The sequence below is a fragment of the Methylotuvimicrobium buryatense genome, from assembly GCF_005931095.1.
In the GTDB taxonomy this organism is placed as follows: Bacteria; Pseudomonadota; Gammaproteobacteria; order Methylococcales; family Methylomonadaceae; genus Methylotuvimicrobium; species Methylotuvimicrobium buryatense.
Map to the genome: position 1 here is coordinate 4587625 of NZ_CP035467.1, position 17689 is coordinate 4605313.

A 17689-nucleotide genomic window follows, 5' to 3' on the forward strand; every position below is an offset into this window, starting at 1 on the left:
TTAATTGGCGTCTTCGAATATAAATTTATCCATTTTTCCTTTCATTTTTCTTTCATCTAGAAGCAAATAGACACCTATCTCCCAAAGTATGTATCCATATCGCGATGACTATACCCATCGGAGTTCAAAATTCGGCACCGGGGTCCCCGTCAAAGGACGCCGTGAATACGTCCATGTAGGCTCTATGCCAGCTCCATGCTGGCCCCTCACCTAGCGTACCCGGCTTCAATCAAAAAGATCTGCATCGAACTTTTGCTTGGCCAATAGCTTCCGGAAGCTTTCGGCGTCCAGCGGGCGGCTGTAATAATAGCCCTGCACTTCGTCGCATTTTAATTCGTTAAGAAAAGCCGCTTGTTCTGCGGTTTCGACACCCTCGGCCAAAACGGTTAGTTTCAAACTGTGTCCGAGTGCGAGAATCGCTCGGGTAATGGCCATATCATTGCTATCTTGCGGAATATCCATCACGAATGAACGGTCGATTTTCAACTTGTCGACCGGCAGGCGTTTCAAATAACTGAGCGACGACTGCCCGGTTCCGAAATCATCGATCGCCAGGCTCACGCCCAATGCGCGAAGCTCTTCCATGATACGAACGTTCTGTTTCGCTTGACGCATGATATAGGTTTCGGTGATTTCGAGCTCTAGGTGCCGGGGAGGCAGTCCCGTTGTTGCAAGGACGTTGCCGACCGTTGCCAAAATATCGCTGCGTTCGATCTGCGCGCCGGACAGATTGACCGCGACCTGTTTGAATGCGTAACCGGCGTCGAGCCATGCCTTGGCCTGACTGCATGCGGCCGATAGCACCCATTCGCCGATCGCGACGATCAGCCCCGATTCCTCGGCGATCGGAATGAACTTGTCGGGCGCGATCAGGCCGTGCTCGTGATGATTCCAGCGCAATAAAGCCTCGGCTCCGATCAATTCGCCGCCGGATAAGGCGAATTGCGGTTGGTAATGAAGATGGAATTCCTGGCGTTCCAGTGCGTCGCGCAGCTCACTTTCGAGAAAAAGACGTTCTTTCGCGCGCGTAGTTAGATACGTTTCGTAAAACTGAAAATTACCGCGTCCTTTTTCCTTGGCTCGATACATCGCAAGATCGGCGTGTTTGATTAAGGACATGGTGTCTTTGCCATCCTCAGGATAACAACTGATGCCTATCGACGTGCCGATCTCCAGCTTATGGCCTTGAACGATGAAAGGTCTAGAGAGGTGCGCAATGATTTTGAGGGCGACCTGTTCGACATCGGAGCGGCTCCCGGTATTTTCGAGCAAAATGATGAATTCGTCGCCACCCAAGCGCGCGACCGTATCGTCTTGGCGCAAAGAACTCTTGATTGCGTGTGCGACCATGCGCAAAAGCTCGTCTCCGGCCGGATGCCCGAGACTGTCGTTGACGTGCTTGAACCGGTCCAGATCAAGAAACAAAACTGCCAGCGGATGGTAGTCGCGATTCGCCCTCTCCAGTGCATGCTCGCAGCGCTCGTTGAATAACTGCCGGTTCGGTAGTTCGGTCAAGGCATCGTAATAGGCCAGATGGTAGATATGTTTCGCGCTTTGCTTTTGTTGGGTTAAATCGTAAAAGACGCTGATATAGTGCGTCACGCGTCCGATGGCGTCGCGCACCGACGATATATTTTGCCACAGTGGTATCAGTTCGCCGTTCTTACGCCGGTCCCAAATCTCACCCTGCCATTTGCCGTCCCGTTCGAGTGCGGCCCACAGACTGCGATAAAATTGCTTATCGTGGTGCTCGGATTTCAGCAAGCTCGGTTTTTGTCCCAACACCTCGTCGGACGAATAGCCCATGACTTCGCTGAACATGCGGTTGACCTTGACGATGCGCGTATTCGCATCGGTGATTAGAATGCCATTCAGGCTATTGTCGAAGACGCTCGCCGCAAGACGCAACTGCTCTTCGGCCAAGCGTTGCTCGGTGATATCCTGAATCGTTCCGACCAACCGTAAAGCCCGCCCGGCATCGTCATAGTAGATGACGCACCGTTCGTGTATCCACTTAATTTGTCCGCCGGCCGCTAACAGACGATGTTCGATGTCGTAAGAACCATGCGTGCTTAGGGCGGATGTGAAAGCCCGGTCGACTGCGGCCCGGTCGGCTGGATAGACGAGTTCGAGAAAGTCCGCATAGTTACGGGGTATCGAAGCCGAATCGAGCTCGAAAATAATACACACTTCCTCCGACCAAGTGAGTTTGTCGCACGTCAAATCCATTTCCCAATGCCCCAGGCGGGCGATTTTTTGCGCCTCTTTCAGGCGTTTTTCGCTTCGGCTCAATCGCTCTTGTTGTTGTTTGAGCCGCGTGATATCGCTCGCGCAAATGACGGCGCCTTCTTCTTTGCCTTGAGGGTTGTGTTGCAGACTCGCCTCAAACCAATAATGGCGATAGCTTCCGTCGCGGCTTCCCAGACGGTGCTCAGCGGCATAGGAACCCGAACGCCGCACGACTTCGAACAGCGGAGAAAAAACGGGCCACGGCAAACCGATCGCTTGTGCGACAAGCGCTTGTCGTTCGTCGGGATGCAACCAGTCGTCCAGCACGCGATTGTCCGGAATCGAATCGGTTCCGGACAACTCCTGCGCGCAACGCCGATTGACTTGGCGTATATGCCCATCAGGTCCCAGCACGATCATCATCGCGCCGGTCGAATCCATGACGCGACGGATGAAATTACTTTGATTCAGCTGATGTAGGTTGGCTTCCTTTAGCTCGTTACTACGTATTTCGAGCACCCGCAGCATCGAATCGGCCTGCTTGGCGTCGATCGACAATTGTTGCTCGAGCGCCGCGTTGGCGATTCGAAGCGCTTCGACTTCGACCCGCAAACGCGTCAGTTCCTCATTTAGGTGCGATTCATTGACGGGAAACTTGCTCGGCATATTTTTCCAGTAGAACGAAGGCATCGTCGACAGCTTGGCGCACCGGTTTTGACAAGCCCGGACGGAACGGTGCCGCTCCAAGGATTTCCGCTGCGATGATCTCGATGCGTGGGCAGTCCGGCAACGCGGCAACGGCCTTTAACAAATAGCCTACGCCGATGCCGTGGCCCGGTAACGTGATTTCGGCCGTAACAACATTCGGCGATAATCGGCTTAATTTCCCTGGTATGCCGCCCGATGCGACGGCGTCGACGATCATCACCTCATGGCATCCTTGAAATAGCGCTAATGCCGCCAGACCGGGCGTTCCGGCGTCGAACACGCGCACGTTATCCGGCAGCGGCAGCGCCGCTAGCCGTTGGTAAACCGCCGGACCGAAACCGTCATCACCGTGGAGCGGATTACCGAAGCAAACGATATGACATAATTGCCGATTACTCATGGCCCGAAACGTAGCCTCGTGCCGGTGTTCAGCACATGTACCGTGCACACTAGGCACGGATCGTGGGAGCGAATGACATGCCCGATTTCTACGGGATCGTCCGGATCCTGAACGCTCAGTCCGACTAGGCTTTGCTCCCAATGCCCCGGCAATCCTCCGCTGTCTCTAGGAGAGGCGTTCCACGCGGTTGGCGTGATGATTTGATATTTTTCGATGACACCGTCTTTGATTTTGAGCCAGTGCCCGAGCGCCCCGCGCGCGGCCATGATCAGACCGTATCCTTCTCCGTCGGTTTCCTGTGTTTTGGCCGGATTCAAAATATGCGGCTCGTGTAGATTCGCTGTTAACTCGTCGAGTATCAGTCGCGCTTGCTTCAATTCGACGGCGATTCGCCTGACCCGCGCGAATTGCCGAAGCCAAGCGCTGCCGCCTTCGGCTTGGTGCAGCGACGCAATCAGTGCATCGCCGCCGATTAGCAGCTCGGCCAACGGTCCGGTCTGCACCACCTTATCGCCGTAGCGCGGCGCCTTCGCCCAAGTGTAGCGGTCGCTGTTCGGCTGAAAATCGGGGACGGTTTCGCCGTTCCACGGATGCCGCCCGCCGTCATAAGGCCGGAACCAGGAATGACGAACGTGCTCATTGATCAGTTGTTGATCGTATGGCCCGACCGTGCCGCTTCCGCCGTCGTAGAAACCGCCCGGCAGCACACGCGCGTCGTGCGGCGCGGACCAACGGTCGGGATCGCACCAGGCGCCATAGCTGAGCATGTGCGGCGTACCCGAGGCGCACAGGTGTAGGCCGAGCGAGCGGGCCGCGCGGCTCATCAAACCCAGCGCGCTGCCGGCATGCGCCGGCGTATCGAGCCAAGCGAAATAGCGCTCGGCATCTTCCAAGGCCAGCCAATCGTCGAGCGAAGCGCCGATGACGCGCCGTTCGTACCAGCGCTGAATCTCATCCAATACCGAGCGGCAGGCCAACAGCCGGCGCAGATCGGCCGGCGTCGTCACGCCGCCGGGTATCATATAGGATGAATGCGGCCATTGCCCGCCGAAATGCGCGACGATTTCGACCGCTTTCCGCGTTTGAGCCAACGTTTCGAGATAAATCGAACCGCGAAACGGTTCGAAAGCGTCGACCGCATCGTCGAACCAGCTGTGCTGACTATAACGCCGATGGCAAAAATCGGGCGCGAAAAACAGAAAGGTTTGACGTAAATCGTTCTGTATACCTTCGGCAATCAGGCAAAGATTGCGGATGCGCGTCGCATTCGGCGGCACCGGCGTCCGCCAGGCATGTTCGAGCGCGAGCACTGCCGAGTAAAGATGAGCCGTACCGCAAATGCCGCAGACCCGCGGCGTGATCACCAACGCATCGCGGGGCGCCCTGCCCATCATGATCTGCTCGAAACCGCGATACAGTGTGCCGATGGTCCGAGCTTCCGTGACGACGCCGTCGTCGAGCACCAAAGCGATTTCGAGGTCTCCCTCGACGCGGTTCAAATTGATGTTGACTTCAATCGTAGCCATCTCAAACGTCCATTTTCTTGTCTTTGACGCGTTCCGGCGCAGCGGCGCGGGCAAGATTCTTGTATGCCATGTACCGGGGACGTTCGACGCCCAGCGGCAAGCGCAACGGAATGTCGCCGATTTTCTCAGTCAGGAACAAATCGGTGTCGCGAGGGAAGCTCGGCGACGTGCAACCGAAACAAGGCACACCGGCGCGAGTCTTGCTGCTGGTGCCGTTCCACAGATCGCTGTTGCATACCGCCTGCGTCATCGGCCCTTGGCAGCCGAGATTGAAAAACAGACAGGCGCGCCCGCCCGGTTCGTTTTCTTCGATGTCGTATTCGTGATACTCGTTACGCGTACACCCCTGATGAACGACGGTATTGAAGAACGCCTTAGGACGATTCAGTTCGTCCAGCGGCAACGGCAGTCCGGCGGCGAGCCAGGCCAGCGTCTGGGTCATGGCGTGGGGATGTGCCGGGCAACCGGAGACGTTGACGACAGGAAGGCCCTCGCGCGAACGCCACTCCGGCGGCAACAGACCGCCCGGAGTCGAACGGTTGTATTGCAGGCCGATACAATCGCCCGGATTCGGCGCCGCGGCATGAACGCCACCGTAGGCAGCACAGGTGCCCATCGCGACGACCGTACCGGCCCGCTCTGCCAATTCACGCGCGATGTCCATGCGCGCCCGGCCGCGGTAGCTGTCGTACAGACCGGTACCGCGCGGGGCCGTGACGATGCTGCCTTCGACGCAAAGTATGTCCAACGCTTGTTCGCCGTTGACGATGCGTTCGAGCAGCGCGTCGTGCTCGCGCATCGACGCGTTGGACAACGAGGGGTGCCATAGCAATTCAACGCCGTGAGCCGAAAAAATTTGTTCGAGGCTCGGTGATTCAGCACTCAATAGCGCCAGCGAATCGCCGCCACAGGCGCCTGTCTGTAGCCAGAATAAGGTAGCCATCGTTTTCGTCTCATTTGAAGTAAATCATTGCATTATAGGGAAATTGCTTAACTTCACAACACATCGCTAGATATCCCAGGGCAAACGCATTAAAATAAATGCCATATCAATATGTTATGACTATTCAACCTAAGCTTGCAGAATATTTTATTTGTTAGTTTTTTATTTTGTGGCAATAAAGGCTGCCGCTATGAAATTACTGAAAATACTACGCATTATAACCATTTGATTTTATATGTAGTTTTAATGCGTTTACCCTGCTAGATATCCCCATATCTTTTCATTTTTAGACGTTTTTTCAATAGAAAGGGAATACCTCGACGTGGCGAGCGTGCAAGATACCGCACAGAATTTTGGGCTCGGCGGTGGCGGTTACGCCGATGACCTGGATGCGATACTTTGCTCATTCGGCGCGATCGGTTTGGTGGTGAATGAGATCAATAGGGACATGGGGTTGCTCGACTTGACGCACGAGCTCATCACACCCGCAATTCAGGGCAAACTCGCCTACATTCACGCACTAGCGTGCACTGCCATTAAGTTAAGGATTTTTCCGTTCGCCCTGAGCCTGTCGAAGGGTGAATGGAAAAATCCTGGGTCGATAAGTTAAGCCGTCCATGGTTCGACAGGCTCACCACGAACGGCTTAACTTAATGGCAGTGCGCACTAGCGTGGGGAAGATAAGTCGATTGGCATGGCGACCAATGCGACAAGAATGACGATGAGGTTTGTTTTTGTTTCAGTATTATCTAAGGTGGCTTCGGGGCGTGCGGCCGACATCTGTCAATCGAATCCTCCTTCCTTGCGATATTAGAATGAAGTTATTTCATGCTCGTTCCTTAGCAAAATAAACCGGCCGCGTGGATTCCGGCGATCGCGCAGCGCTCGTCTTGGTCGGAGACGTCGCCGGAGATTCCGACCGCACCGAGAATTTTGTGGTCGGCATTACGAATCAATACGCCGCCCGGAACGGGCATGACTTTTCCGTCGGCCAAGCCGATCAGCGCGTTCATGAAGTCGGGGCGTTGCTCGGCGACGGCAGCAAGATTTCGCGACGACATGCCCATGTTGACCGCGCCCCACGCTTTGGCGATCGCGACTTGCTCTCGAATCATCGTGGCGCCGTCTTCGCGTTGCATCGCTTTGAGATGGCCGGCTTCGTCCAATACGACCACGGTCAGCGGTTCTAGGTTGAGTTGGCGGGCATTGGTTAATGCGACATGAATGATTTGATTGGCTTTTTCCAGAGTTAAGGCATTCATCAATGATCTCGTTATTATATTTATTGGAGTGAATCGGCCGGGTGGAAACCCGAAATAAGGCTTGTCATTTTAACAGCGGACCTAAATATTCCCATACTTTTTCGGCGATAATCGGTTGTGCGTCGGCATTCGGATGAATTCGGTCGCGCTGCATCAGTTCCGCTTTCAGGGCCACGTCTTCGAGTATAAAAGGCACGAAAGGCAGGTCGTGTTCTTTGGCCAGTTCCGGATAAACCTGGTAAAAAATTTCAATATAGCGTTTACCGAGATTCGGCGGCATGCGCATGCCTAGTAGCAAAACTTGCGCGCCGGCTTGTTTCGAACGCTTGACGATTTCGTTCAAGTTGTCGTGCATTTGCTTGGGGGTCAATCCTCTTAAACCGTCGTTGCCGCCAAGCTCCAGCAGCACCCATTCCGGGCTATGCCGCGCCAACGCGCTGTCGATGCGAGCCAATCCGCCGGCGCTGGTATCGCCGCTGATGCTTTCGTTAACCACCTGATGCGGGAACTTTTCGGCCTCCAGCTTTTTCTGAAGTAAATCGACCCAGCCTTTCCCCGCTTCTATTCCGTATCCGGCGCTGATACTATCGCCTAATACGACAATCGTTTCAGCCGACACGACCGCTGAACTTAACGCTATTATTACTGCAAGCAAAAATTTAAACATGACACAGACTCAACCTGAAAGAACGTTAAAAGATATTATCGTCACCGAAAATCTCGGTAAAACCGTGCAAACTTCGGATGGCACCTTACATATCTTGGCATCGGTCGATTTACAAATCAAACCGGGAGAGAGTCTCGCGGTGGTCGGCGAGTCCGGTTCCGGCAAATCGACTTTATTGAGTTTGTTGGCCGGGCTCGATACGCCGACAAGCGGTTCCGTGACGATTGACGGTCGCGATTTGACGGCGATGGATGAAGACGGGCGGGCGGCGGTACGTAACGAGTTGATCGGCTTTGTGTTTCAGTCGTTTCAATTGTTGCCGGGTTTGACCGCTGTCGAAAATGTGATGTTGCCGTTGGAGTTGGGCGGCAACAAAAATGCGCGTGTTTTGGCCGCCGATTTGCTCGGCAGGGTGGGATTAAGCCACCGGCTCAATCATACGTCAAGGCAGCTTTCCGGCGGCGAACAACAGCGCGTCGCGTTGGCCCGCGCTTTCGTGACGCGGCCGGCTATTTTATTCGCCGACGAACCGACCGGCAATCTGGACAGTAAAACCGGCGAACAAATCATCGATTTATTGTTCGAATTGAACCGCGAAAACAGCACCACGCTGATATTGGTCACGCATGACAGCCATTTGGCCGAACGCTGCCGGCGCAGCATTAAACTCGATGCCGGGAGACTGGTATGACGCGTTTTAATCTGGCGCTACGCTTGTTGTTTCGCGATAGCCGTTCCGGCGAACTCACGATTCTGATTGCCGCGTTGATCATCGCCGTGACCAGTTCGACTGCAATTACGCTATTCGCCGATCGCCTGCATCGTACGATGACCTTACAAGCCGCCGATTTTCTCGCGGCCGATTTGGTAATAACGAGTCCCGAACGCATTTCCGGCACATGGCTGGAAAAGGCCGGCGAATTGGCCTTGACCCGTTCGGAAACCGCCGAGTTTTCAAGCGTCTTGATGGAAAACGACGAACTGTTGCTGGCCGGCGTGAAGGCGGTCAGTCCCCGTTATCCGTTACGCGGTTTTTTAAAGGTCACCGGCGCCGATTTCAGCGACGAGCAAATAGTGGCGTCCGGACCTGAGCCGGGGTCGGTATGGGTTGAAAAACGCGTGCTGTCGGCACTGCATTTGCAAATCGGCGATGCCTTGACGGTCGGCGAAAAAGCGTTGACGATCAGCCGTGTCTTGACTTACGAGCCGGACAAGCGGGGCGATTTTTACAGCCTATCGCCGCGGGTCATGATGCATGCCGACGACTTACCCGCTACGGGAGTGATACAACCGGGCAGTCATGTGCATTATTTCTTTCAGTTTGCCGGCGAGGCGCAGAGCATCATGGCATTCAATCGTTGGATCAAGCCGCAGCTGAATCCGTCCCAGCGCATCATGGATATTCATCAGGACCGCCCTGAAGTCGGCAATGCGCTAAATCGGGCCGAGCGCTACTTGGGCTTGTCCAGCATTGTCGTGATTTTGATCGCCGGCGTTGCGATTGCCGCTGCAACGCGCCGGTATAGCGAACGTCATTTCGATGCCACGGCGGTATTGAGATGCTTAGGCTTGAAGCAAAAAGAAATTTTATGGCTTTACGGTAGTCAGTTTTTTATTCTCGGAATGTTGGCCAGCGCCATCGGTTGTCTTCTAGGCTGGTTTGCGCAGGCCGGGCTGTTTCATCTTTTGCATGATTTGTTACCGGATGCCATCGCCTCGCCGAGCTGGTTTGCGGTATTTTTCGGTTTCGCGACGGGCATGGCGGTATTGCTGGGTTTTGCTCTGCCGCCGCTGCTTCGTCTCAAACGGGTGTCGCCGCTACGCGTGTTGCGCCGCGACCTGGAGCCGTTACCGTCCGCGGCTTGGCTGATTTACGGTTTGGCGATCGCTATTATCGCGGTTTTGATATGGCGTTATACCGAAGATTTTAAAATGACCGGCATCATCATCGGCGTCGGCCTGATCGCGTTACTCGTATTGGGCAGCGCGGTTTACGGAATCCTTTGGGCCTGTCAAAAATTGTTACCCAGTTTGCCTCTAACTTGGCGTTTCGGTGTGCAAGGTTTGATTCGTAACCGGCAGGCATCGGTGAGTCAGATTTTGGCATTTAGCATCACGCTGGTGGCGATGACCTTGAGCTTCACGGTCAGAAACGATTTATTGACCGATTGGCAACGTCAGTTACCGGAACAGGCGCCGAACCATTTCGTGTTGAATATTTTTCCCGAACAACAAGCCGGTTTCCAGCAGGATTTGGATGACCAAGGCCTGACCGGCAGCCGCTTTTATCCGATCGTTCGCGGACGACTCGTCCGAATCAACGGCATTCCGGTGCAAAAAATCGTCAGTAAGGATTCCCAAGGCGAACAAGCCACGCATCGCGACTTGAGCCTAACCTGGTCGGAGCAGGTGCCCGATGAAAACAAGATTCTATCCGGCAAGTGGTGGACGAATGATAGCCCGGGTTTGGTGTCGATCGAGCAAAAATTGGCTTCGAGTCTTGGCGTGGAGCTGGGCGACAAGCTGACTTTTACTATCGGCAGCGAACAATTGCAAGCGGAAGTCGTCAGTATTCGCAGCGTTAAGTGGGATACGATGAAGCCTAATTTTTATATGATTTTTTCGCCGGGAACCTTGGACGGATTTGCCAGCACCTCGATGACCAGTTTTTATTTGCCGGAAAATCAAAAACATTTCTTGAATGAACTGGTCAAACGCTACTCGAGTGTAACCGTTCTGGAAGTGGATTTGATTCTCAAACAATTCCAAACGATCTTGGCGCAACTAACCCAAGCGATCAACTATTTGTTATATTTCGCACTACTAGCCGGATTTACCGTGCTGTTCGCGGCGGTTCAAGCCGGGTTGGACCAACGCATTCATGAAGGTGCGCTGATGCGAACGCTAGGAGCGCATCGGCAATTTTTACGGAAGACGCATATAATCGAATTTGCGCTATTGGGTTTTAGTGCGGGAATTTTGGCGATCGGCCTGTCCGAAATCGTGCTTTTCGCGTTATATACCGAAGTGCTGCACTTGAATTACCGGCCCAATTTTCTGCTATGGTTGGTCATGCCTACGCTTAGCGGCTTTTTTATCGGTCTCGCAGGTTTCTGGGGCGTTAGGCAAGTAGTCGACAAACCGCCGGTATCCGTTTTAAGGGAACTTTAATAGTTAAAATTCATTCTTTATTCATATACAACGTTATATTTTTGCACCCACTATAAACTCAACAAAGAGGTATCTTTATGAAAAAATCGACACTTGGAATCACCATGATCGGCGGACTGTTACTTTCGGCTTGTGCATCTCAAACCGGTTGGACACCCACGGTCGATACCTACGATAGCCCCAATGCTTATCGCTTGAATCAAGACCTTTACGAATGCGAACAATTGGCTCGTGAGGCAGCAGGCGGTACCGCTAAGGAAACCGCTATCGGCGCGGGTGTCGGCGGCTTGATTGGCGCGGCCGGCGGTGCAGCTGTCGGTGCCTTTACCGGCAATCCCGGCAAAGGGGCTGCGATCGGCGCGGCAGCGGGCGGTTTCGGCGGCGGCGCTAAACAAGGCTTCGAGGCCGAGGAAGCCTTCAAACGATCTTACCGCACTTGTTTACGTAACCGCGGACATAGAGTCGTCAATTAAATAAAGTCGTTAATTAATCGGCTTATTGCTACCTAAATCCTTAGAGGCGATATATTTATCGCCTCTAAGGTCATTTGATGAAACAACTCGCCTCATCCTCTCTTCAACTCCCGTTTATCTATCGTCGAAAAAACTCGAACGATTTCCGTTTTTCCATCATACTTTCCTACAAAACCGGACAATAGCAAGGGTATCTAAGGTAGGCTGTCGATAAAAGCCATTTTTTGCTAATTGCTGTGTTCCTGCTTTTTATACCTTTCGCACTTCAAATTTCGGCAGTGCCCGAGTAGGCGCCGGGATGTCGATCCCTCACCTAACGCTAGGTGACACTGCCATTAAGTTAAGCCGTTCGTGGTGAGCCTGTCGAACCATGGACGGCTTAACTTATCGACCCAGGATTTTTCCATTCACCCTTCGACAGGCTCAGGGCGAACGGAAAAATCCTTAACTTAATGGCAGTGAACGCTAGGTGAGGGACTGACGGAATCCAGTGCCATAGATGGCAGGCTTTTGAAGTACATTCGATCCTGAATGCCAGAATTACTTATTCTGTGACGGCTTACCTTAATGGCAGTGAGGTGTAGGGTACGCTGTGCGTACCATGGCAACCCCACCAATGCTACCACAAGCCCTTATGGTTTGATCTGGGCAGGGATTCGGAGCTTAACAGCCTGGAGGTACCCTACAATTTATGTATAACGATGAGCGCCCTCTGTGGGACCTCATAACTTCGCTGCCAGGCAAGATAGGTACGCACTCCCACGCTGGAGCAGTGCGAATGAGGAAAATTATTTAGCTGGTGGCGATATTTTTTACAACAGCTAGACTTTATGGAATCGACTCTGCTAAAAATGTATCGAACCTTATAAGGCGCATCACAACGATGAAAAAAAATATTATCCCGAATAATGACGAAAAGAAACTGGGCGATAACGACTTTATCGTTTCGAAAACCGATATTAGCGGCAAAATCACTTACGCTAACCGTATTTTCATGGAAATTGCCGGATACTCCGAGTCCGAATTGCTTGGCGTGCAACACAATATTATTCGGCATCCCGAAATGCCGCGCGGCGTATTTCGGTTTATGTGGGATACCTTAAAGTCCGGAAACGAATTTTTCGGTTTTGCCAAAAACCTGTGTTCAGATGGTGGGTTTTATTGGGTCTTCGCGAATATTACGCCGGACTACGACAAAGACGGCAAATTGCAGGGTTATTATTCGGTTAGGCGCAAACCGCCGACGTCGGCGTTGGATGTTTTGGTGCCGGTTTATCGGGAAATGCTGGCGATAGAAAAAGGCTGTTCCGCGAAAGAAGCTCCGGACAAATCGCTGGCCTATTTATTCGATGTCGTCGCGCAGACCGGCGCCAAAAATTATGACAGTCTCGTTCTGGGGCTTTATAAACCGAATGGAGTTTAATGATGAGCCGCCACACCAGTGCCGACATTCCTTTTCTCAAAGCTAAGGTTAATTATGCCGTGGCCGGTATTAGTTTCCTCGCTGCGATCAATTTTATTTACACGACTTTTACCAGCGGCTTTTCATGGCTAGTTCTACTCTTTAACCTTGGACTCACCGTCATTGCATTTTACGCGCTCACAGAAACAAAAAAATATTTGCGTATTATTGCCATCATCCAAGATGTATTAATTAAAACCAATGACGGCGAACTTTACCACCGAATCACAGGAACCAAGGGAATGGGCGAGCTCGGCAAAATCGCTTGGGAATTGAACGAAATGCTCGACATCATGGAGTCTTATTTCAAGGAAATCACGACTTGTTTCGATCAAGCGGCCAAAGGCAATCATAACCGTTACGCTCTTGCGGACGGCTTTCCCGGCTTACTTAAATCGTCAGCGAAATCGGTCAATAAAGCACTGCGAGTCATGAGCGATAATGAAACGATGATCACGAAAAATCGCCTTTCTGCCGGACTGCACCTGCTGAATACCTCGAATTTACTCGATAATCTCAAATCCAATCAGGAAGACCTACTGAGCATTACCGAACAAATGCATAAGGTTGAAAGCATCGCGATTAATACCGGCAATAACGCCGAAAATAGCTTGTCGTCGGTCAATACAATTAGCCATTCGTTAACCAATATCAATGACAATATTCATTCGGTTACCGATGTCATTACCGCACTGATCGACGATAGTAAAAAAGTAACCGAATCCTTATCGATGATCACCGGTATCGCCGACCAAACCAATCTGTTGGCGCTCAATGCTTCGATCGAAGCCGCACGCGCAGGCGAATACGGACGTGGTTTCGCGGTCGTCGCGGAAGAAGTCAAAAACTTGTCCGATCACACTAAGAATGCGGCGCTGGAGGTTACTAAAACACTCAATTCATTCAATAAGCGCGTCAATCAAATGCATTCCGAAGCCGAGGCATCCGCCGAGCTTTCCCAAGAAATCATGGAAAAAGTCGACGAATTTCGGAGTCAGTTTGCCGATCTTTCAATTTCGGCAAAAGCGTCGGTCGGCTATATCAGTTATGCCAAGGATAAAACCTTTGCACTATTAACCAAAGTCGATCATATTGTTTATAAACAGAACGGCTATATCGCGATCGAAAACCTAAAGCGTTGTCCGCAAGCCGATGCGATCGATGTCGATCATCAGCATTGCAGGCTTGGCAAATGGTATTTCGATGGGCTTGGGCATGAGCAATTTAGATCCACGCAAGCCTATGCCAGGCTGAATAAACCTCACGAAGATGTGCATAAATTCACGCGACGCGCCTATGAATATTCACGAAACAACTGGCAAAGTAACAAAGCGATCATCGACAACATAATAAACGACATGCAACAATCGGAAGATGCCAGCGCCGAAGTGATGGCCTTGATCAGCGAGATGGTTGAAGAAAAGCATGCAAATTTGTCCTAGTCAGGCGCCATTTTTATTTTGACGGCTCGGAATATAGAAAATGCCCAAGCAGGACGGGGTTTGCAACCCCGTCCGAAACGTTTTGACTTTGCCCGAAGTAAGCCGAAATGTTTAGGGTAAACCGAAACGTTGGGGACGGGTTAAATAACCCGTCCCGCAGAAGAGACTGGTGTGCTACAACTTCAACTATTAACGCGAACATAGCCTCTATTAAATAAGACTATCGGTCCCAAAGGCACGACAGAGACAACACTGCATTTAATAGTTCGACTCAGGCGGCAAATATGAATGATGAAACAAGCCTTAAGCAAGTCGGATCAGTCGTTTCGATCACCGGAAGCGTGGTCGATATCCGGTTCGATTGCTGTTTGCCGCCCATTCATACGATTCTGTATGCCGGCGACGATCGCCGAGTCATCATCGAGGTATTGACGCAGCTCGACGATTCGCGGGTTCGCGGCATCGCAATGACACCGACGCAAGGACTGGCCCGAGGCATGTCGGTCGAAAACTCGGGCGGCCCTTTAAAAGCGCCGGTAGGCAAGAACGTTCTATCTCGCATGTTCAATGTATTCGGACGTCCCATCGATCGATTGCCGATGCCGTCCGATATCGAATGGCGCTCGGTTCATCAAACGCCTCCGCCGCTGGCGCGTCTTTCGACTAAGTCGGAACTGTTCGAAACCGGTATCAAGATCATCGATGTATTGGCGCCTTTGGAACGAGGCGGCAAGGCGGGATTATTCGGCGGCGCCGGAGTCGGCAAGACGGTTCTGCTTACCGAGATGATTCATAATATGGTCGGGCAACACGAGGGCGTGAGTCTGTTTTGCGGTATCGGCGAACGCTGCCGTGAAGGTGAAGAGTTGTACCGGGAAATGACAGATGCCGGGGTATTGCCGAACATGGTCATGGTATTCGGACAAATGAACGAATTGCCGGGAAGCCGGTTTCGGGTCGGTCATGTCGCGTTGACGATGGCTGAATATTTCCGCGATGACGAACGCCGGGATGTCCTACTGCTGATCGACAATATTTTCCGTTTCATTCAGGCCGGCTCCGAAGTTTCCGGGCTCATGGGGCAAATGCCTTCGCGCCTGGGTTATCAATCGACGATGAGCACCGAACTATCGCAATTGCAGGAACGCATTGCCAATACCGATACCGGCGCGATCACATCGATACAAGCCGTTTATGTGCCGGCCGACGACTTTACCGACCCTGCCGCGGTTCATACCTTTTCTCATTTGTCGGCCTCTATCGTGTTGTCTCGAAAGCGAGCAAGCGAGGGGCTGTTTCCTGCGATCGATCCACTGCAATCCAACTCCAAGATGGCGACACCGCGTATCGTGGGCGAACGGCATTATCGAATCGCACAGGAAGTCAGAAGCACGTTGGCTCAATACGAAGATTTGAAAGACATCATCGCGATGCTGGGACTCGAACAGCTCTCGCGGGAAGATCGTAATATCGTGTATCGCGCCCGCCGTTTGGAACGTTTTTTGACGCAGCCGTTTTTCACAACCGAGCAATTCACCGGCCTGAGCGGCAAGCTCGTTAGCCGCAACGATGCGCTGAACGGTTGCGAGCGCATTCTCAACGATGAGTTCAAGGATTATCCCGAAAGCGGACTTTATATGATAGGTTCGATTGACGAAGCCAAAAAGTGAGTCCACTATGAAGCCGTCATCGATGCATCTTAAAATCTTGTTGCCTTTCCGGGTATTCGCCGAGCACGAGGACGTCAGTCGGATCATTGCCGAGACTTCCCAAGGCTCGTTCGGCATATTGCCGAACCGCCTGGATTGTGCTGCGGCTTTGGCTCCGGGCATTCTAACCTATGAAACGGCGTCGGCTGACGAGGTTTATTTGGCCATTGATCAAGGCGTGCTGGTCAAGATTGGAAGCGAGGTCCTGGTATCGGTGCGCAACGCCATCGGCGGTATCGAATTGGATCGATTGCGCGAGGCTGTGGAGCACGAATTTCTTGAATTGGACGAACACGAAAAAAACGTTCGCTCGGTCATGGCTAAACTGGAAAGCGGTTTTGTCCGGCGCTTTATGGAGTATCATCGTGGCTGAACCAAACGATAAAAAAAAGCGGTCTACCGACTCGCCGTTGAGCCGTCAAGTCGGTGCAAAGGCCGAACGCAAGCTCGAAGCCCAACGGCAAGTGAATAAGACAATCTGGTTCGGCTTGGGTTGGTTCGGCTTGATCGGCTGGTCTGTCGCCATTCCAATGTTACTGGGAACCATCGTCGGTTTATGGCTAGACAGTCGATATCCCGGCTCCCATTCCTGGACCTTGATGTTATTGATCGGGGGATTGATGCTTGGGTGCTGGAACGCCTGGCGTTGGGTGTCCGAAGAAGAAACCCGAATCCATAAAAAACAGGATAAAAATGATGACTGAAAATCTGATGTTGGCACTGGCTTTCGGGGCCGGCAGCTTGCTGGGGATGTTTTTTTTCGGAGGACTTTGGTGGACCGTGCAAAAAGGCCTTCAGTCAAAACGTCCCGGACTCTGGTTTTTTAGCAGTATGCTGCTTCGAACCGGCATCACGCTGGCCGGTTTTTATTGGTTGGCTGCCGATCATTGGCCAAGGCTTTTGGCTTGTCTATTAGGCTTTGTCGTTGCTCGTTTCATCGTCGTTCGGTTGACCCGTTTCGAATCGATAAAATTGCCCGAAACTGTCGAGGAATAAGCACATGCGTTTGAGTTCAGATCAAATCATTTTTTGGCAATACGGTTTTCTTAAGCTTAACGGCACGATCGTGACGACTTGGGCTATTATGCTAGTGTTGGTTGTCGGTGCGATTCTGATCACTCGAAACCTAACCAGAAGCCTAGAAAATAAACGCTGGCAGAGTGTTCTGGAAGTCATCGTCATTACCCTGAATCAACAAATCGAGGAGGTCGGCCTGAAGCGACCGGAAAAATACCTCGGGTTTCTGGGTACCTTATTTCTGTTTATCGTCACCGCCAATCTGTTTGCGATTTTACCCGGCTATGAACCGCCGACCGGTTCGTTATCGACCACGGCAGCATTGGCCATCGCCGTTTTCATAGCCGTGCCGTTTTACGGTATTGCCGAGCAAGGCTTTGGCGGTTATTTAAAGTCCTACTTAAAGCCGACGCTGATTATGTTGCCGTTCAATATCATCGGTGAATTATCCCGCACCTTGGCATTGGCCGTGCGTCTGTTCGGCAATATGATGAGCGGTACGATGATTGTCGCGATATTGTTAGTTGTGACACCCTTGTTTTTTCCGATTATCATGAATGCATTAGGTCTACTAACCGGCATCGTGCAAGCCTATATCTTTACGATACTGGCGACAGTGTATATTGCTGCGGCCACCCGCCGTCATGATTGACGACATGCGCAGGTAAAGTATGCATCGC

Annotated in this window: 17 protein-coding genes; 11 read left to right on the forward strand and 6 right to left on the reverse strand. The window is 52.2% G+C overall.

Annotation, left to right across the window (positions count from 1 at the left end):
- Positions 1–225: 225 nt before the first annotated feature.
- The 4 genes from EQU24_RS20340 to EQU24_RS20355 are packed head-to-tail and all read right to left on the reverse strand — an operon-like array spanning position 226 to position 5806.
- Positions 226–2895 carry a sensor domain-containing protein gene (locus EQU24_RS20340; protein ID WP_017841797.1) on the reverse strand — a complete coding sequence of 890 codons (2670 nt, stop codon included), beginning with the start codon at positions 2893–2895 and terminating at the stop codon, positions 226–228.
- Positions 2870–3337: a hydrogenase maturation protease gene (locus EQU24_RS20345; RefSeq protein WP_017841796.1), complete on the reverse strand. Its 468-nt coding sequence runs from the start codon at positions 3335–3337 to the stop codon at positions 2870–2872. Before EQU24_RS20345 ends, EQU24_RS20340 begins: the two co-directional genes overlap by 26 nt.
- The gene (locus EQU24_RS20350; protein ID WP_017841795.1) at positions 3334–4863 is read right to left on the reverse strand and encodes a nickel-dependent hydrogenase large subunit; all 1530 of its coding nucleotides are present in this window, start codon (positions 4861–4863) and stop codon (positions 3334–3336) included. Before EQU24_RS20350 ends, EQU24_RS20345 begins: the two co-directional genes overlap by 4 nt.
- Before the next feature lies 1 nt (position 4864).
- Positions 4865–5806, reverse strand: coding sequence for an NADH-quinone oxidoreductase subunit B family protein (locus EQU24_RS20355; RefSeq protein WP_017841794.1), 942 nt, complete (start codon positions 5804–5806; stop codon positions 4865–4867).
- Between the two features lie 322 nt (positions 5807–6128).
- On the opposite strand from EQU24_RS20355, the gene EQU24_RS20360 reads away from it, so the two are divergent.
- Positions 6129–6416: a hypothetical protein gene (locus EQU24_RS20360; protein WP_014150138.1), complete on the forward strand. Its 288-nt coding sequence runs from the start codon at positions 6129–6131 to the stop codon at positions 6414–6416.
- 229 nt (positions 6417–6645) lie between these two features.
- Here the strand turns inward: EQU24_RS20360 and EQU24_RS20365 are convergent, their stop codons facing one another.
- Both EQU24_RS20365 and EQU24_RS20370 read right to left on the reverse strand, forming a co-directional pair.
- Positions 6646–7068, reverse strand: coding sequence for a GlcG/HbpS family heme-binding protein (locus EQU24_RS20365; protein WP_014150139.1), 423 nt, complete (start codon positions 7066–7068; stop codon positions 6646–6648).
- A 64-nt stretch (positions 7069–7132) separates the two neighbouring features.
- Positions 7133–7735 (reverse strand): arylesterase, encoded by a 603-nt coding sequence (locus EQU24_RS20370; RefSeq protein ID WP_017841793.1) that lies wholly within the window; start codon positions 7733–7735, stop codon positions 7133–7135.
- On the opposite strand from EQU24_RS20370, the gene EQU24_RS20375 reads away from it, so the two are divergent.
- From EQU24_RS20375 to EQU24_RS20420, 10 genes are all read left to right on the forward strand, one after another.
- Positions 7734–8426: an ABC transporter ATP-binding protein gene (locus EQU24_RS20375; protein ID WP_017841792.1), complete on the forward strand. Its 693-nt coding sequence runs from the start codon at positions 7734–7736 to the stop codon at positions 8424–8426. The genes EQU24_RS20370 and EQU24_RS20375 overlap by 2 nt on opposite strands.
- Positions 8423–10906, forward strand: a complete 2484-nt coding sequence (locus EQU24_RS20380) for an ABC transporter permease (protein ID WP_017841791.1) — start codon at positions 8423–8425, stop codon at positions 10904–10906. Before EQU24_RS20375 ends, EQU24_RS20380 begins: the two co-directional genes overlap by 4 nt.
- Positions 10907–10983: 77 nt before the next feature.
- A complete protein-coding gene (locus EQU24_RS20385) occupies positions 10984–11379 on the forward strand; it encodes a glycine zipper family protein (protein WP_017841790.1) in 396 nt (131 codons plus the stop codon).
- 883 nt (positions 11380–12262) lie between these two features.
- A complete protein-coding gene (locus EQU24_RS20390) occupies positions 12263–12802 on the forward strand; it encodes a PAS domain-containing protein (RefSeq protein ID WP_017841789.1) in 540 nt (179 codons plus the stop codon).
- Positions 12802–14283, forward strand: a complete 1482-nt coding sequence (locus tag EQU24_RS20395; RefSeq protein WP_017841788.1) for a methyl-accepting chemotaxis protein — start codon at positions 12802–12804, stop codon at positions 14281–14283. Before EQU24_RS20390 ends, EQU24_RS20395 begins: the two co-directional genes overlap by 1 nt.
- 284 nt (positions 14284–14567) lie before the next feature.
- On the forward strand, positions 14568–15953 hold the full coding sequence (gene atpD / locus EQU24_RS20400; protein ID WP_017841787.1) for a F0F1 ATP synthase subunit beta: 1386 nt from the start codon (positions 14568–14570) through the stop codon (positions 15951–15953).
- Positions 15954–15975: 22 nt separating this feature from the next.
- Positions 15976–16365, forward strand: a complete 390-nt coding sequence (locus EQU24_RS20405; RefSeq protein ID WP_201764905.1) for a F0F1 ATP synthase subunit epsilon — start codon at positions 15976–15978, stop codon at positions 16363–16365.
- A complete protein-coding gene (locus EQU24_RS20410; protein ID WP_017841785.1) occupies positions 16358–16696 on the forward strand; it encodes an AtpZ/AtpI family protein in 339 nt (112 codons plus the stop codon). Before EQU24_RS20405 ends, EQU24_RS20410 begins: the two co-directional genes overlap by 8 nt.
- Positions 16686–16988, forward strand: a complete 303-nt coding sequence (locus tag EQU24_RS20415) for an ATP synthase subunit I (protein ID WP_244310893.1) — start codon at positions 16686–16688, stop codon at positions 16986–16988. Before EQU24_RS20410 ends, EQU24_RS20415 begins: the two co-directional genes overlap by 11 nt.
- Positions 16989–16992: 4 nt before the next feature.
- A complete protein-coding gene (locus EQU24_RS20420; protein WP_017841784.1) occupies positions 16993–17661 on the forward strand; it encodes a F0F1 ATP synthase subunit A in 669 nt (222 codons plus the stop codon).
- The last annotated feature ends 28 nt before the right edge of the window (positions 17662–17689 follow it).

Bases quoted from the DNA above. Each gene is read 5' to 3' on its own strand.
- EQU24_RS20420 (WP_017841784.1), top strand. From the start codon at position 16,993: ATGCGTTTGAGTTCAGATCAAATCATTTTTTGGCAATACGGTTTTCTT.
- EQU24_RS20370 (WP_017841793.1), bottom strand. From the start codon at position 7,735: ATGTTTAAATTTTTGCTTGCAGTAATAATAGCGTTAAGTTCAGCGGTC.
- EQU24_RS20345 (WP_017841796.1), bottom strand. From the start codon at position 3,337: ATGAGTAATCGGCAATTATGTCATATCGTTTGCTTCGGTAATCCGCTC.
- EQU24_RS20355 (WP_017841794.1), bottom strand. From the start codon at position 5,806: ATGGCTACCTTATTCTGGCTACAGACAGGCGCCTGTGGCGGCGATTCG.
- EQU24_RS20405 (WP_201764905.1), top strand. From the start codon at position 15,976: ATGCATCTTAAAATCTTGTTGCCTTTCCGGGTATTCGCCGAGCACGAG.
- EQU24_RS20380 (WP_017841791.1), top strand. From the start codon at position 8,423: ATGACGCGTTTTAATCTGGCGCTACGCTTGTTGTTTCGCGATAGCCGT.
- EQU24_RS20350 (WP_017841795.1), bottom strand. From the start codon at position 4,863: ATGGCTACGATTGAAGTCAACATCAATTTGAACCGCGTCGAGGGAGAC.
- EQU24_RS20385 (WP_017841790.1), top strand. From the start codon at position 10,984: ATGAAAAAATCGACACTTGGAATCACCATGATCGGCGGACTGTTACTT.
- EQU24_RS20365 (WP_014150139.1), bottom strand. From the start codon at position 7,068: ATGAATGCCTTAACTCTGGAAAAAGCCAATCAAATCATTCATGTCGCA.
- EQU24_RS20375 (WP_017841792.1), top strand. From the start codon at position 7,734: ATGACACAGACTCAACCTGAAAGAACGTTAAAAGATATTATCGTCACC.
- EQU24_RS20395 (WP_017841788.1), top strand. From the start codon at position 12,802: ATGATGAGCCGCCACACCAGTGCCGACATTCCTTTTCTCAAAGCTAAG.
- atpD (WP_017841787.1), top strand. From the start codon at position 14,568: ATGAATGATGAAACAAGCCTTAAGCAAGTCGGATCAGTCGTTTCGATC.
- EQU24_RS20415 (WP_244310893.1), top strand. From the start codon at position 16,686: ATGATGACTGAAAATCTGATGTTGGCACTGGCTTTCGGGGCCGGCAGC.
- EQU24_RS20340 (WP_017841797.1), bottom strand. From the start codon at position 2,895: ATGCCGAGCAAGTTTCCCGTCAATGAATCGCACCTAAATGAGGAACTG.
- EQU24_RS20390 (WP_017841789.1), top strand. From the start codon at position 12,263: ATGAAAAAAAATATTATCCCGAATAATGACGAAAAGAAACTGGGCGAT.